General features: G+C 62.1%; 9 protein-coding genes and 1 riboswitch. Of the genes, 7 read left to right on the top strand and 2 right to left on the bottom strand.

Going from position 1 to position 15,982, the window contains the following annotated elements:
* Window positions 1–69: 69 nt before the first annotated feature.
* Genes IWX85_RS09745 through IWX85_RS09755 form a run of 3 tightly spaced genes read left to right on the top strand, consistent with a single transcriptional unit; the run spans window position 70 to window position 3,330 of the window.
* Window positions 70–1,680 carry a S9 family peptidase gene (locus tag IWX85_RS09745; protein WP_196869594.1) on the top strand — a complete coding sequence of 537 codons (1,611 nt, stop codon included), beginning with the start codon at window positions 70–72 and terminating at the stop codon, window positions 1,678–1,680.
* Window positions 1,681–1,700: 20 nt separating this feature from the next.
* A complete protein-coding gene (locus tag IWX85_RS09750; protein ID WP_196869595.1) occupies window positions 1,701–2,390 on the top strand; it encodes an OmpW family protein in 690 nt (229 codons plus the stop codon).
* 58 nt (window positions 2,391–2,448) lie between these two features.
* The gene (locus IWX85_RS09755) at window positions 2,449–3,330 is read left to right on the top strand and encodes a D-hexose-6-phosphate mutarotase (protein WP_196869596.1); all 882 of its coding nucleotides are present in this window, start codon (window positions 2,449–2,451) and stop codon (window positions 3,328–3,330) included.
* A gap of 76 nt (window positions 3,331–3,406) precedes the next feature.
* On the opposite strand, the gene purL is transcribed toward IWX85_RS09755, so the two are convergent.
* Entirely contained in the window at window positions 3,407–7,441 is a 4,035-nt protein-coding gene (purL, locus tag IWX85_RS09760) for a phosphoribosylformylglycinamidine synthase (RefSeq protein WP_196869597.1), read from the bottom strand.
* A 221-nt stretch (window positions 7,442–7,662) separates the two neighbouring features.
* Complete coding sequence (locus IWX85_RS09765) at window positions 7,663–9,690, bottom strand: bifunctional DedA family/phosphatase PAP2 family protein (protein WP_196869598.1); 2,028 nt, start codon at window positions 9,688–9,690, stop codon at window positions 7,663–7,665.
* Between the two features lie 112 nt (window positions 9,691–9,802).
* Between IWX85_RS09765 and map the strand changes: the two genes are divergently transcribed.
* From map to IWX85_RS09785, 4 genes are all read left to right on the top strand, one after another.
* Window positions 9,803–10,636 (top strand): type I methionyl aminopeptidase, encoded by an 834-nt coding sequence (gene map, locus IWX85_RS09770; protein ID WP_196869599.1) that lies wholly within the window; start codon window positions 9,803–9,805, stop codon window positions 10,634–10,636.
* A gap of 57 nt (window positions 10,637–10,693) precedes the next feature.
* A complete protein-coding gene (locus tag IWX85_RS09775; RefSeq protein WP_196869600.1) occupies window positions 10,694–13,372 on the top strand; it encodes a [protein-PII] uridylyltransferase in 2,679 nt (892 codons plus the stop codon).
* A 137-nt stretch (window positions 13,373–13,509) separates the two neighbouring features.
* A riboswitch (glycine riboswitch) is annotated at window positions 13,510–13,610 on the top strand.
* Between the two features lie 164 nt (window positions 13,611–13,774).
* Window positions 13,775–15,031, top strand: a complete 1,257-nt coding sequence (locus IWX85_RS09780; protein WP_196869601.1) for a D-amino acid dehydrogenase — start codon at window positions 13,775–13,777, stop codon at window positions 15,029–15,031.
* A gap of 513 nt (window positions 15,032–15,544) precedes the next feature.
* The coding region (locus tag IWX85_RS09785) for a transposase (RefSeq protein WP_196869602.1) at window positions 15,545–15,982 on the top strand (438 nt) is incomplete at its 3' end.

Here is a 15,982-nt window from a genome sequence, read left to right on the forward strand (position 1 = left end):
CAAGACAACTTCGGTAATATTTCCACCATTAAATAGTACGGTCGTTCTTTTTTATTCACGGGGTCAAGCATGAAAAAATTATGTTTATTGAGCATTGTTGCGGCGGCATCGTTTTTGGCTGCGTGTGGTGGCGATTCGGCCGACAACCTGGGCGTTGTTGACAACACCCCGGCGCGTGGTGCGCTGATCCAGAACCCGCCGTTGCGCACCGCTTTCTTTTCGGCGGGCGACTTCGCCGCCAAGCTCAATGCAAGCGCCAGTGGCCGCAATCTGCTGGCCATTGCCGGCACACCCAAATGCGGCGTTGATGTGCAGTACATCCGCTATGGCACCGTGGGCGGCGCCAACGAAAGCACCGACGCATCGGGCGCGCTGATGACGCCATCGGGCGGCCCGGGCTGCACCGGCAGCCGCCCCATCGTGCTGTATGCCCATGGCACGACGACCGTGAAAAGCTACAACCTGGCGAATCTGCTGGATGAAACCAGCGCGGCGTATTCAGAAGCCGCGCTGGTTGCGGCCATTTACGCCGCGCAGGGCTTCATCGTGGTGGCGCCCAATTACGCTGGCTACGACGTATCAAAACTGTCTTACCACCCCTACCTGAATGCCGATCAGCAATCCAAGGAAATGATGGATGCGCTGAGCGCCGCCCGCAAGGCCCTGCCCGGCCTGCTGCAGCCGGTGCAGGACAACGGAAAACTGTTCATCACCGGTTACTCGCAAGGCGGCCATGTGGCCATGGCCACGCACAAGGCCATGCAGGCCGCCGGCCAGACCGTGACGGCCAGCGCGCCAATGTCCGGCCCTTATGCGCTGGCGGCCTACACCGATGCTATTTTCTACGGCAACGTGCCCCTGGGCAGCACCCTTTTCGCTCCCTTGTTGGTCAACAGCTACCAAAAGGCCTATGGGACCGTCTACCGCAATTTGACTGACGTTTACGAGCCCTCCTATGCGAGCGGCATCGACACCCTGCTGCCAACCGACACACCGCTCTCCACCCTGATCGCACCGGGTGGAAAACTGCCGCAAACAGCGCTGTTCAGTAGAACGCCGCCAACGGCACCTACAGGCTCGGGCCTGCAGCCGACGCTCAATGCCATCAGCCCGCCAGCCGCGCCGCCTGAACTGGCACCGCTCTTCTCCCTGGGTTTCGGCACTAGCAATTTGATCACCAACCAGTTACGCCTAGATTATCTGCTTGACGCTTTTGCCCAACCGGATGGTGCCGTGCCCAGCCTCACCACTGGCGCTCAAGCCGCTGACCCCAAGCATCCGGTGCGCATTGCCACGATGAAAAACGACCTGCGCAACTGGACGCCGATGCGCCCGGTACTGCTGTGCGCAGGCAGCGGCGACCCGACCGTGTTCTACAACATCAACACCCAGTTGATGCAGGGTTTCTGGTCAAGCTCGTCACCGGCAGCACCCGCCGCCGGTTTGCTGACAGTGCTCAACGTGGACTCGTCGCCCACCAGCGCCGCCGATCCTTATGCCGCAGCCAAGGCCGGATTCGCACAGGCCAAGGCAAGTACCGCATCGGCAGCCATTGCCGCAGGCGCTTCCGACGGCGGCGCCTCCGCCGTGGTGCAGGCCTACCATGGCGGCTTGGTGCCACCGTTCTGCAATGCCGCCGCGCGCGGCTTCTTCCAGCAGGTCACTGCAACCGGTTTGTAAATCACAGCAACATTCTTCTCATGAATCACAGGCAATTGGCCTTCGCAGGCATTCTGGCGGCTTGCGCAGCAGCACCGTCGATGGCGCAGCAAAACACCCTCAAGCTCGGCATTTCGAACGTTCAGCCCCATTCGGGTGCCAGCGATGTCTCCGGACCTTTCACCCCGGGCGGCATCAGCCTGGACGTGCGCGACAAGACCACACCCTTTATTTCATACACCCGTGAAATCAGTGACCCGTGGGATGTGGAACTGGCGCTCGGCATCCCGCCGAAGCACGACATTGTCATAAAGGTCAGCAATCCCGCCTTGCCGGGCAGCGCCCAGGCCTTGTCCGGTCAGGTGGGCGCCACCATCCGGCAGGTGGCGCCCACCCTGTTTGTCAATTACAAGTTTTTTGAAAAAACCAGCGTGCTGCGGCCCTTCGTGGGCGCGGGGATCAACTACACGCGTTTTAACAAAACCCGCTCGACAGCCGCTGGCGACGCACTCAATGGCGGCCCCAGCTCGATTTCGCTCGAAGACTCGGTCGGCCTGGCCCTGCAGGCGGGCCTGGCCTGGCGCCTCAGCAACGAATGGTCGGTGTCGGCGTCGCTGGCGACGGCACGGGTGACATCGAAGATCACGACCAACACGTTGGGCATCGAGCGCCATGCGGACATCACCTTCAAGCCCCAGGTGTTCACCGTAGCCATGGCCTATTCGTTTTGACCCTCAGGCCGTCCCCAGGCTGGCGTGAGTACTGGCGGGTGCAGCCATAATTTGTGGCATGTACCTGCCCCCCGAAATCATCCCCTGCCAGCATGCAGGCCATGAGGCCTTGCAGCTGGCCACCCGCCACGGCACCGCCATCATCGCACTGCACGGCGCGCATTTGCTGTCGTGGGTGCCGGCCGGACAGCGCGATGTCTTCTGGCTTTCCCCGGACTCGCCGCCCGAGCCCGCCGCCATTCGTGGCGGTGTGCCGGTGTGCTGGCCGTGGTTTGCCAAACAGGGCATGCCAGAGTCCGCACTGCGGCATGGGCCGGCGCGCCTCGTTGCGTGGCAAGTCAGCGCGGTGCATGCCAGCAGCCGCGATGAAGTCAGCCTGAGCATGGCGCCCTGCAACGATGCCCGCCTCGACGGCCTGGCGCCCGATCTGCAGGTCAGCCTGCATCTCACGCTGGGCCGGACGCTGAGCCAGTCGCTGCACACCCGCAACCTGGGCACGCAGACGTTTCATCTGACGCAAGCCCTGCACAGTTATTTTGCCGTCAGCCACGCGGCGCAGGTCGGCATTGAAGGGCTGGCCGGCCTGCCTTACCAGGACAAATTGCGGGGCATGGCAGCCGACATCCAGCAAACGCCCTTTGCCCTTGACCAGGCATGCGACCGCATCTACGGTGCAGCGCCGGGCGGCGGCAGCGCCTTCACCGGCCGTTACACACTGGCCGACGCAGGCTGGCAGCGGCGCATCGTCATTGAAACGCGTGGCAGCCGGTCGGTGGTGGTGTGGAACCCCGGCAGCGAGGGTGCATGCAGGATGGCCGACGTTCCCGACGACGGCTGGCAGGATTATTTCTGCATCGAGGCAGCGAATGCCGGGCCGAATGTCATTGCGCTGGCACCAGGCGCCGAACACTGGATGGGGCAAACTTTAAGCATAAAATAAGTCATTTGCGCATAAATTTAGGGCACTTAATGCTATTTATTTAATAGCAGATAACACCCTTTTAAAATCCGCCTGCTCAGCCGACCCACTGGCGCGCGTTGTGCCACAGCTGCATCCACGGACTGGCTGCGCCCTTGTCCAGATTCGTCCAGCTCATCTGCACGTTGCGGAACACGCGCTCGGGGTGCGGCATCATGGCGGTGAATCGGCCGTTGGCCGTGGTCACCGCCGTCAGCCCGCCGGCGCTGCCGTTGGGATTGGCCGGATAGGCTTGTGTCGGCTGGCCGTGGCTGTCGGTAAAGCGCATCGCAGCAATCGTTTTCGATGCATCACCCCGATGCGCAAAGTTGGCATACCCCTCACCGTGCGCCACGGCAATCGGCAGGCGGCTGCCGGCCATTCCGGCGAAAAACAGGCTCGGGGATTCCAGCACTTCCACCATGGACAGGCGCGCTTCGAAGCGCTCACTCTGGTTGGTGGTAAAGCGTGGCCAGGCTTCAGCGCCGGGGATGATGTCGGCCAGTTCGGCAAACATCTGGCAGCCGTTGCACACGCCCAGACCGAAGGTGTCGTTGCGGCTGAAAAAGCCCTTGAACTGCTCGGCCAGCAGCGGGTTGAAGGTGATGGATCGCGCCCAGCCGATGCCCGCGCCCAGCGTGTCGCCGTAGCTGAAGCCGCCACAGGCGACGATGCCGGCAAAGTCGGCCAGTTGCACACGGCCCGTTTGCAGATCGGTCATGTGGACGTCGATGGCTTCGAAACCGGCTTGGGTGAAGGCGTAAGCCATTTCCACATGCGAGTTGACGCCCTGCTCGCGCAGCACCGCCACCTTGGGACGCGAGAGCATCAGCGCCGGAGCGCTCAAGCTCGCGCTGGTTGGCAGGAAGACATGCAGGCCGGGGTCTGATGGGTTGCCAGCGGCGGCGTGTTCGGCATCGGCGCAAGCCGGGTTGTCGCGCTGCTGGCAAATCTTCCAGCTCACGGCGTCCCAGACCTGATGCAGGTCTTGCACCCTGGCCTTGAACACCGCCTTGGTATCGCGCCAGACATGCACTTCGCCTTTGCCGACTTCCAGGGAGGCATGCGCAGGCCGGGTCTTGCCGACAAAATGGCTGAATTGGGACAGCCCGTGCGTGCGCAGCGTCTGCATCACGTCATTGCGGGCCGAGGTGGCCACCTGAATCACCACACCCAGCTCTTCATTGAACAGCGCTTTCAGCGTCAGCTCTTCGCGGCGGCCGCCGACTTGCGACGCCCAGTTCTTGCTGTCGCCGGTGTCCATGCGGCTGTCGCTGATGCCGTCGCCTTCCAGCAGCAGCATGTCGATGTTGAGCGACACGCCGACATGGCCGGCAAACGCCATTTCGCAAGCGGTGGCGAACAGGCCGCCATCGCTGCGGTCGTGGTAAGCCAGAATTTTTCCCTGCACCCGAAGGGCATTGATGGCGTTGACCAGATTGACCAGGTCTTTCGGGTCGTCGAGGTCGGGAACTTCACCGTCTTCCAGGTTCAGGCTTTGCGCCAGGATGGAGCCGCCCATGCGGTTTTTCCCCTTGCCGAGGTCGATCAGGACCAAGGTGGTATCGGTCTCAACCGTGTTCAACTCGGGCGTGAGCGTGCCACGCACATCGGCCAGGGTGGCAAAGGCGCTGACGATCAGCGATACCGGCGAAGTCACTTTCTTGCCCTCGCCGCTCTCGTCCTTCCAGACGGTGCGCATCGACAGTGAATCCTTGCCGACCGGAATCGACACGCCCAGCGCCGGGCACAACTCCATGCCGACGGCCTTGACGGTTTCATACAGCGCGGCGTCCTGGCCCGGCTCACCGCAGGCAGCCATCCAGTTGGCCGACAGCTTGACGCGCGGCAGTTCGATCGGCGCGGCCAGCAAATTCGTAATTGCTTCGGCCACGGCCATGCGGCCCGACGCAGCGGCGTTGACCGCCGCAAGCGGCGTGCGCTCGCCCATGCTCATGGCTTCGCCGCCAAAACCCTGGTAGTCGGCCAGTGTCACGGCGCAGTCGGCCACCGGCACCTGCCACGGGCCGACCATCTGGTCGCGGTGTGTCATGCCGCCGACGGTGCGGTCGCCGATGGTGATCAAAAAGCGCTTGGACGCCACCGTGGGGTGGCTCAGCACGTCAAGGCAGCTTTTTTGCAGGTCAACGCCGGTCAGGTCAATCGGCTGGATGGTTTGCGCCACGGTGGTCACGTCGCGGTGCATCTTGGGTGGCTTGCCCAAGAGCACATTCATCGGCATGTCCACTGGTGCGGGCGAATCGTTGTCCGACAGCACGAGCTGCTTTTCTTCAGTCGCCACGCCGATCACGGCAAACGGGCAGCGCTCGCGCTCGCAAAAGGCTTCGAACTGCGCCAGCGATTCGGGCGCAATCGCCATTACATAGCGTTCCTGGCTTTCGTTGCTCCAGATTTCTTTCGGCGACAGTCCGCTTTCCTCCAGCTTGACGGCGCGCAGGTCAAAGCGCGCACCACGACCGGCGTCGTTGACCAGTTCGGGAAAAGCGTTGGACAAGCCGCCCGCGCCCACATCGTGAATGGCCAGAATCGGATTTTCCAGCCCCAGTTGGGCACACTGGTTGATGACTTCCTGCGCACGCCGCTCAATCTCGGGGTTGCCGCGCTGCACCGAATCAAAGTCCAGATGCGTCGCATTGGCGCCCGATGCCATGGAACTGGCCGCGCTGCCACCCATGCCGATACGCATGCCGGGGCCGCCGAGCTGGATCAAGAGCGTGCCTGCAGGGAAAAGGATTTTTTGCGTCAGTTGGGCGTCAATCGTGCCAACGCCGCCGGCAATCATGATCGGCTTGTGGTAACCCCAGCGCTGGCCACCGACGGTTTGCTCGTACTCGCGGAAGTAGCCGTTCAGGTTGGGGCGCCCGAATTCGTTGTTGAACGCCGCGCCGCCCAGCGGGCCTTCGGTCATGATCTGCAGCGGGCTGGCGATGTGGTCTGGCTTGCCGTAAGACGGGCCCTGGTCGTCAAACAGCTTGGAAACCGTGAAGCCGCTCAGACCTGCCTTGGGCCTGGAGCCGCGCCCGGTCGCGCCTTCGTCGCGGATTTCGCCGCCTGCGCCTGTCGAGGCACCGGGGAACGGTGAAATCGCGGTCGGGTGGTTGTGGGTTTCGACCTTCATCAGCACATGCGTCAGCACGTTGTCAGATACGCTATAGCTTTGATAGCTGCTAGCGCCCGTTCTGCCTGGGCCAGAGGCCGATTTGGCATAAAAACGCTGGATGCGTGCGCCTTCCATAACCGAGGCGTTGTCCGAATAGGCCACCACCGTGTGCTGCGGATGCAACTGCTCAGTGTTGCGGATCATGCCGAACAGGCTTTTTTCCTGCGGCACGCCGTCAATCGTGAAGTCGGCGTTGAAAATCTTGTGGCGGCAATGTTCGCTGTTGGCCTGCGCGAACATCATCAGCTCGACATCGGTCGGGTTGCGCTGCAACTGGGTGAAGGCATTGACCAGGTAGTCGATTTCGTCAGCGGCCAGCGCCAGGCCGAACTCGGTGTTGGCCTGCTCGAGTGCGGCTTTTCCGCCCTGCAGCACGTCAATGGTCTGCAGCGGATCGCCCTGCAGTTCGGTGAACAGACCAGCCGCAGCCTGTGCCTGCTCAGCCATGACGCTTTCAGTCATGCGGTCGTGCAGCAAGGCGGCGACCTGCTCACGCTGGTCTTCGGTCAATGCCGATTTGCTGAAAAATCCCGATTTGAGCGTCAGGCGGTATTCGGTAATGCGCTCGATGCGCTTGATGGCCAGGCCGCAGTTGTGCGCGATGTCAGTGGCCTTGGAGGCCCATGGCGATACCGTTCCAAAACGCGGCGACACGATGAACAGCGCACTGTCGGCGGCATTTGCGAGGGGTTGTTCGCACGGTTGACCATAGCTGAGCAAGGCCGCCAGTTGGGTTTTCAGTGCCTCTGAAGGCAGCTCCTCGGTGGCAACCAGATGGACAAACCGGGCGCTGATGCCGACGATCTTGTCGTGAATGGCTTGCAGGCGAGGCAGGAGTTGCTGGACGCGAAAGTCGCTCAGGGCACTGATGCCGTGGGCATCGCCCTCGAAAGTCGTCAGGTGCAGGGTCACGGTAGGGGTGGCCTTGTGGTGAAGTATGGTGGGGCAGCCGGCAAGCTGTTCAGGGGTCTGTAGGCCCCGAAAGGCAGGGTCTGGCAAGGAGTGGTCTAAGCTGCTGCGGGGCAGAAGCATGAGCGCAGGATTTTATCAGCGACTGGGCGAAGCGCGGCTGGCGCGGCGGCTTTTGCACCTACCCGAGCCAGCCGGCGACGCCTGAGTCCCGCCATCCCGGCTCAATGCTCAGGCGGCATCCACGCACCCGGCAACACCAGAAAGGTCTGCCAAGGCATGCCGTTTGGCGCGGGCGGTCGGCTTGTCCAGCGCAGATCGCCGGGCAAGTGCGCTAGGATGGCCGGTGTCAGCGCCTCATTCTTTGTAACGCCCAGGGTGAAAAAATGCCCAGGCCGCCTGAATGTTTCAGTGTAGAGCGCGCCATACCAGAGGGGTTCCAGCGCCTGGCTGACAGGGCTGCGCACGCTATAAGCCGAGCGCCACAGCCGCAGAATCTGCCGCTGCATGGGGCGGGCCGGGTCGAACGCCACAAATGCCAATTCCGACTTGTTGCCCTGGTGGTATTTGGGCAGCACGGGCAGCGTCTTGAGCGGCACATCGGCGGTCAGCCACAGCAAGGCCGTTTGCGCCGACCAGGCGGGCGCTACACGCCAGCCCCCCGCCGCCAAGTGGCCAGGCAGGCTTGAAGCGCTGTCAGCCCATTGCAATGGCAGCGGTTCTTCCGTGTCGCCGCCGATTTCCATGCGCTGCCGGGGCAGCTCGCGCCATCCGGCGTCTAACCACTGGGCCGGACTGAAGGTCTTCGCAGGCGTCTGTCGGGCGTAGCGCGCCAGATCGCTTGAGACGTAATTCACCATGTACCACGGCCCGGAAATCATCACCGCCAGCAGCGCTGTCACGCCCAGGCCAAGCGGATGCAAATTCTCAGGGCTTGGGCGTCGCGAATAGGCCATGGCCGCCAGTGCCACCCAGGCGAGTCCCAGACTCAGCCCCGCCATCACATCGGAAAACCAGTGCGCGCCCAGATACAGCCGAGAAAACCCAATCAGCGCGATGTACACCGCCGCCACAGCCGCTATCGCGCCTTGAACGGCGGACCGCTGCTTGCGCGAGAGCAAAAAAGCCAGAAAACCGTAAATAACAATGCTCGATGTGGCATGGCCGCTGGGAAAGGAAAAATCCGCTACCCCGCTGTACAGGCTGATGGGACGCGTTCTGGCCAGTGTGTATTTCAGCAGTTGCACCAGCACCTCGGAAAATCCGGCCACCGCCAGCCAGTAGCGGGCCGTGCGCCAGCAGCGCGCCCACGCCAGCCACGCCCACACCGCCACCACCAGCGGTAGCGCCACCCATGCGCCGCCCAGACCGGTGATGACCACCATGATGCGGTCCATCTCTGCAATGCGCAGGTCTTGCAGGAAGTTGAAGATCGCCACATCCGCCAGAACCAGCGGATCACGGGCTGCAACGTCCTGCAAGATGCCAAAAAATGTCCAGCCCCCGCCCAGCAGCAGCAGCCCCAGGGCGATCAGAAGCGGTGACTCGGGTTTGCGCGGATCAAACAGGAACAGCGCCAGCCTGGAGAGCGCGCCCGGCCGCCGGGACGCCCATTGCAGGGCGCGGTCGCGCCCGACAGCCAGAAGCGGCACACCATGACGCATGGCGATACGCGCCACTTTGGCCGCCAGCCACAGCAGCACCCCGAGCACCAGCAGGATCACCGCCAGCCGAGCGCTCACGGCTTCGGCCATCCGCAGCGACGTCCCAAACAAGACACCGGGCAAAATATGCGCCGGCGCCCATGCCAGCGCGGACGCCGCATTGATCACATAAAACTTCGCGCGCGCCATCTGTGTCGTGCCTGCCACCAGAGGAACAACAGCCCGCACGGGCGCAAAAAAACGCGCCAGCAAAATGCTGGTTCCGCCATGCTGCGCCATGAACTGCTCACCCCGCGCCATCAAGGGCGCATACCGTGCAAAGGGTGGCCAGCCGCGCAGCCGGTCGTTACCCAAGCGGCCCAGCTCGTAGCTCAGCGCGTCACCGGACACCGCGCCCAGCGCGGCCACGGCCAGCGTCGTCCACATATCCAGCGAACCTGCGCCAATCAAGGCCCCGGCGCTGAACATGACCACACCTGCAGGCACCAAGGTGCCAATGAGTGCCAGCGACTCGGTCAGCGCCACGCCAAACACCACCAACAATGCCAGATGCGGATGAGTGGCAATATGGGTCAGGAGCAGATGCATCGCAGGCTTTCCAGGTACGAATCAAGGGCAAAATAATTTGCAGAGGTTCAGCACATGCATCTTCAAAACCCCTTGCATGCTGGCAGAGAAAGTCCGGTGGGATAATTCGCAGATGAGTATTACTTACAAAGATGCAGCCGGTATCGAAGGCGTGCGTGTGGCGGGCAGGCTCGCTGGCGAGTTGCTGGACTACCTGACCCCGTTCATCAAGCCCGGTGTGACGACCAACGAAATCAACCAGTTGGCGCACGACTACATGGTCGACGTGCAGGGAACCATCCCGGCCACGCTCGGCTACGGCCCGCCCAGCTATCCGCCCTACCCCAAGTCGCTGTGCACCTCGGTCAATCACCAGGTGTGCCATGGCGTTCCCAATGACAAGCCGCTGAAGAAAGGTGACATCGTCAACGTGGACGTCACCGGCATCAAGGACGGCTGGCACGGCGACAGCAGCCGCATGTTCCTGATCGGCGACTGCTCGATTGCCGCCAAACGGCTGTGCCAGGTCACCTACGAAGCCATGTGGAAAGGCATCCTGTGCGTGCGGCCGGGCGCGCACCTGGGCGACATCGGCCACGCCATCCAGACGTTTGCCGAAAAGCAGGGCTATTCGATCGTGCGCGAGTTCTGCGGCCACGGCATCGGCATCAGGTTCCATGAGGACCCGCAGGTGCTGCATTACGGCCGTCCGGGCACGCTCGACGAACTCAAGCCCGGCATGGTGTTCACCATTGAGCCGATGATCAACATCGGCAAGCGCGACATCAAGGACGGCCCGGAAAAAGACGGCTGGAGCATCGTGACACGCGACCATTCGCTGTCGGCGCAGTGGGAACACATGGTGCTGGTCACCGAAACCGGCTACGAAGTGCTGACACTGTCGGCCGGCAGCCCGCCGATTCCGGATTTTGTGCCGCAGCCGTCGCGCGAAAAAACCCCTGCCTGATTCCGGGCCCTTGCGGGACCGGCTTTTTCGATCCTTTCACGGTCAGGCCTTGCCTTCATGACTGAATTGACTTCCTTTCGCGAACAATACAGCGCCGGCAAGGCGGGCGTGATGGCCGCGCTGGCAGGCAGCGGTGCCTCGACCCGGGGCATCCATGGCCTGCTGCAAAAGCTGGGCCGGCTGACCGACGCCACCTTGCGGCGGCTGTGGCAACTGGCCGAATTTCCGCCGGATGCCTGCCTGATCGCGGTGGGCGGTTTTGGCCGGGGCGAATTGTTTCCGCATTCCGATGTCGATGTGCTGCTGCTGCTGCCCGACGCCGCGCTCGATGTCGAAGACAATCCGGCCCTCAAGGCCAAGGTAGAAAGCTTCATCAGCAGTTGCTGGGATTGCGGGCTGCAGATTGGCTCCAGCGTGCGTACAGCGGCCCACTGCGTCGAGGAAGCAGCCAAGGACGTCACCGTCCAGACCTCGCTGCTCGAAATGCGTCTGGTGACCGGCTCGGCCGAGGTCTACCAGCTCCTGCAGGCGCAGCTTGACGCAATTCTTGATCCCAAGGCGTTTTTTATCGCCAAGACGCTCGAAATGCGCCAGCGCCACAACAAGTTTGACAACACACCTTACGCGCTGGAGCCCAATTGCAAGGAATCGCCCGGTGGACTGCGTGACCTGCAGGTGGTGCTGTGGGTGGCTCGCGCCGCCGGCTTGGGAAAATCCTGGGACGAGCTGGCCACCAACGGACTGATCACCACGTTCGAGGTTCGTCAGATCAAGGCCAACGAGGCCTTGCTGAGCCTGATACGCGCGCGCCTGCACATCATTGCCCGCCGTCGCGAGGACCGTCTGGTGTTTGATCTGCAGACGGCGGTGGCCGAATCCTTCGGCTATTGCGCCCAGCCGGGCAACCGAAGCGAACGCCCGCCGGCACTGGACACGGTGCAGGTGGTCCTGCCCCTGGACAGGGCCGTGTCGCCCCGGGGCGGACGGGCGGCCAGGCGCCCGCCGGCGCGTCCCAGCGAAGCGCTGATGCGCCGCTATTACTGGACGGCCAAGGCGGTCACCCAGTTGAACCAGATCCTGCTGCTCAACATCGAAGAGCAGCTCAGCCCGTGCAACTATCCGCTGCGCCCGCTCAATGCGCGCTTCTTTGACAAAGCCGGCATGCTTGAAGTGGTCAGCGACGACCTCTACCTGCGCGAGCCCCACGCCATCCTGGAAACCTTCCTGCTGTTCGAAACTCATGTTGGCATCCGCGGCTTGTCGGCACGCACCTTGCGCGCACTCTACAACGCCCGGGGCATGATGAACGCGAAGTTTCGCACCGATCCGGCCAACCGGGCGACCTTCCTGCGCATCCTGCAGCAGCCCGAAGGCATCACCCATGCCATGCGGTTGATGAACCAGACCTCGGTGCTGGGCCGCTACCTCTGGGTGTTTCGCAACATCGTCGGGCAAATGCAGCACGACCTGTTCCACGTCTACACCGTCGACCAGCACATCCTGATGGTGCTGCGCAACATGCGGCGTTTTTTCATGGCCGAGCATTCGCATGAATACCCGATGTGTTCGCAACTGGCCGCAGGCTGGGACAAGCCATGGATTCTGTACATCGCCGCGCTGTTTCACGACATTGCCAAGGGACGCGGCGGCGACCATTCCGAACTGGGCCAGAAGGAAGTGCGCATTTTCTGCCGCCAGCACGGCATTGGCGCCGAAGACTCCCGGATGATCGAGTTCCTGGTGGGCGAACACCTGAGCATGAGCCGTACCGCCCAGAAGGAAGACCTGAGCAACCCGCAAGTGATTGCCACGTTCGCCCGGCGGGTCGGCAACGAACGCAACCTGACTGCCCTGTACCTGCTCACCGTCGCCGACATTCGCGGCACCAGCCCGAAGGTCTGGAATGCCTGGAAAGGCAAGCTGCTCGAAGACCTCTACCGCTACACATTGCGCGTGCTGGGCGGCCGCGCGCCCGATGCAGCTGCCGAGATCGAGGCCCGCAAGCGCGGCGCGCTAACGCTGCTGGCCCTGCATGCCGAGCCATTCCAGGCCTACAAGGCGCTCTGGGACACGCTCGACGTGAGCTATTTCATGCGCCACGAAGCCGCCGACATTGCCTGGCATGCCCGGCACCTGTCGCGCCACATTGGCAAGGCGGTGGTGACAGTCCGTGTGCGCCAGTCTGCAACCGGCGAAGGCATGCAGGTGCTGGTCTACACGCCCGATGCGCCGGACCTGTTCGTGCGCATCTGCGGCTTCTTTGACAAGGCTGGTTTTAGCATTCTGGACGCCAAGGTGCACACCACCAACAACGGCTTTGCCCTGGACACTTTTCAGGTCACCAGCGAGCCGCTGGAAGAGCACTACCGCGAACTGGCCACCATGGTCGAGGTGAACCTGGGCCGCATCCTGGAAGAAAAAGGCCCGCTGCCACCACCCAGCAAAGGCCGGGTGTCGCGCCGCGTCAAAAGCTTTCCCGTGACCCCGCGCGTCGACTTGCGTCCGGATGAAAAAGCCCAGCGCTGGCTGCTCAGCGTGTCGGCCAGCGATCGGGTCGGCCTGCTCTACCTGATTGCACGGGTGCTGGCCAATCACCACATCAACGTCAAGCTGGCCAAGGTGACCACGCTGGGCGAACGGGTCGAGGACACCTTTTTGATCGACGGGCCGGAACTTCAACACAACAAAGCGCAGATCGCGATTGAAACCGAGTTGCTGAAGGCCTTGAGTGAATGAGATCCCATGCATATTTTCGGCACATTTCACCGAACACTGCGAAGTCTGAAAAAAATCCGTTCACCCGGCCTGATAGCTGATAAATTATCGCCATTGCTGCTTCGTCGAGAGCGGCATGCATCAATCGGCGCTTAGCCTGCTTGATGCCGGAAGAGTCTGTGGTGCAGCTAACGCAGCACCCGGCGCCGAAGGAGCAACCACCCCGGAAACTCTCAGGCAAAAGGACCGGCATCACTATTGATCTCTGAAGAGTTGCCGCAGGCTACGTCATGCGGTGCACCGAAGGAGCAAACAGCTCTCGCCAGCGCGAAAGTTCGTGAATCTCTCAGGTCCAGAACAGAGGGGGTGTCCGCTGTGCACTTGCGCGCGGGCTTAATCCCCTTGACGTTGCTGGAGTCTTTCATGAAAAAAATCGCAGTCATTGGTGGTGGCATCACCGGCGTGACCACAGCCTACGCACTTGCCAAGCGCGGCTTTTCGGTCACCTTGTTCGAAAAGCACCGTTATGCCGCCATGGAGACCTCGTTTGCAAATGGCGGCCAACTTTCCGCATCCAACGCAGAGGTATGGAACCACTGGTCAACCCTCCTCAAGGGCCTGAAGTGGATGCTCAAGAGCGATGCACCGCTGCTGGTAAGCCCCAAGCCAAGCTGGCACAAAATATCGTGGTTTGCCGAGTTCATCGCAAACATTCCGCACTACCGAAGCAACACCATAGAGACCACGCGCCTGGCCATCGCGGCGCGCAAGCACCTGCTGGGCTGGGCGGAGCAGGAGGGCATAGACTTTGACCTGAAGAAGGAAGGCATTCTTCACATCTACCGCGACAAGGCCAGCTTTGACCACGCCGGCAAGGTTTCCAGGCTGCTGGCCGAAGGCGGTCTGCCGCGCCGCGCCGTCACCCCGCAAGAGATGCGCGTCTTGGAGCCCACGCTTGCGGGGAAGTATTACGGCGGCTATTTTACCGAAAGCGACTCGACCGGCGACATTCACCTCTTCACCAAGGGCCTGGCCGAGGCGGCGGTGCGACTGGGCGTGATCTGCCTTTACGAGCAGGATGTAAGCGCCGTGACGGCAGACGCCAAGCAGGCCTGTGTGACGGTGGGCCATGGCGCCCAGGAAACCCGCGCGGTCTTTGACGGCGTGGTGGTCTGCGCCGGCACCGCCAGCCGCGCGCTGGCAACCTCGCTCGGTGACCGCGTGAACATCTACCCGGTCAAGGGCTATTCCATCACCGTCAACCTGAAAGACGCGCAAAGCCAGGCAGCCGCGCCCGTGGTCAGTCTGCTGGACGATGAAACCAAGCTGGTCACCAGCCGCCTTGGCCTGGACCGTTTCCGGGTGGCCGGTACGGCAGAGTTCAATGGTTACAACCGCGACATTCGTGCCGATCGCATCAAGCCCCTGGTGGACTGGGTGCAACGCTGCTTTCCCGGCGTCAACACCCAGAGCGTTATACCTTGGGCGGGTCTGCGGCCCATGATGCCCAACATGCTGCCGCGCGTCGGCCGTGGCCGTTCACCCTGCGTTTTTTACAATACCGGACACGGTCACCTGGGCTGGACGTTGTCTGCCATCACCGCCGAGATCGTGGGCGATGCGGTGAGTGAAGCCTTTAAGCCAGCGGGGTTGCTGCATGGCAAACCCGTTCCGGCCTGAAAATCCAAGCCCAAGCCCAAGCCCAAGCCCAAGCCCAAGCCCAAGCCCAAGCCCAAGCGTCAGCTCATGCCTGGTGCTGACTAGTTTTCATGAATGGCAGCGGCTCAATACAATCGCCCGCCGCCATCAAAACCACCAGATCGTGCTATCCCAGACAGGAATTTTTTATCAATAGCAGTAGTTTGTTAAAGCCTAAGTAATAACAATCCCGACAGATAAAGAACCAAAGCCAGCAATCGGAGTCTGAGCGGTATTGGCTTTTGGTGGAGGTTAGAAAAATGTTATCTCAGCACATCATTGATCAGCTCAGCCCTATGATTTTGAGCGTCTGATCCACAAAGAAAAGGATGGGCGCCGGCGACTACGCCTGATCGCGCTGGCGCACCTCAAGGATGGCAAGAGCTATCCCGAAGTGGCGGCCGCCTTGCGCTTGACCCGGCACGCTGTCCCCCGGTGTCAGAATTGTTGTCGCATCTAATTCTTTGATGGCTAACTGCCCGGCAACTTCATTTCATGACCAGAACACCGCATTCACATCACTCTCCCGAATTCAAAGAGCAGGCACTGCTCAAAGCCAGGCATCGCGGCACGCGTTCCGTTATCAGCGTTGCCGGCGAGCTCAACCTGTCCGCCGGCACGCTCAGGAAGTGGCTGCAAAGCGCAAGCAAGAAAACCGGCACGATAGCCCACCCGGTGCCCGCTGCAACTGCTGCACTGGACGGCCCAGCGTCTGCCTGGATGCCCGCACAGCGTTTGATGGCGCTGCAGCAGAGCTACGCACTGGACGACATGGCCCGGGCCGGCTGGTGCCGCGAGCATGGTGTGTTCGAGCATCAGCTGGCGCAGTGGCACCAGGAGTTTTGCACCCCTGCCGTGCCCGCTTTACGCGAGGCGAGCGGCGCCTTTCGCGAGTTGCAGCGCCAGCACGATCAGTTGCAGCGAGAGCTGCGG

The sequence above is a fragment of the Polaromonas sp. CG_9.11 genome, from assembly GCF_015752225.1.
GTDB lineage: Bacteria > Pseudomonadota > Gammaproteobacteria > Burkholderiales > Burkholderiaceae_C > Polaromonas.

Excerpts from the sequence above, each read along its gene's own strand:
- IWX85_RS09755 (WP_196869596.1), top strand. The coding sequence starts at position 2,449 with ATGTACCTGCCCCCCGAAATCATCCCCTGCCAGCATGCAGGCCATGAG.
- IWX85_RS09775 (WP_196869600.1), top strand. The coding sequence starts at position 10,694 with ATGACTGAATTGACTTCCTTTCGCGAACAATACAGCGCCGGCAAGGCG.
- IWX85_RS09780 (WP_196869601.1), top strand. The coding sequence starts at position 13,775 with ATGAAAAAAATCGCAGTCATTGGTGGTGGCATCACCGGCGTGACCACA.
- IWX85_RS09750 (WP_196869595.1), top strand. The coding sequence starts at position 1,701 with ATGAATCACAGGCAATTGGCCTTCGCAGGCATTCTGGCGGCTTGCGCA.
- map (WP_196869599.1), top strand. The coding sequence starts at position 9,803 with ATGAGTATTACTTACAAAGATGCAGCCGGTATCGAAGGCGTGCGTGTG.
- IWX85_RS09765 (WP_196869598.1), bottom strand. The coding sequence starts at position 9,690 with ATGCATCTGCTCCTGACCCATATTGCCACTCATCCGCATCTGGCATTG.
- IWX85_RS09745 (WP_196869594.1), top strand. The coding sequence starts at position 70 with ATGAAAAAATTATGTTTATTGAGCATTGTTGCGGCGGCATCGTTTTTG.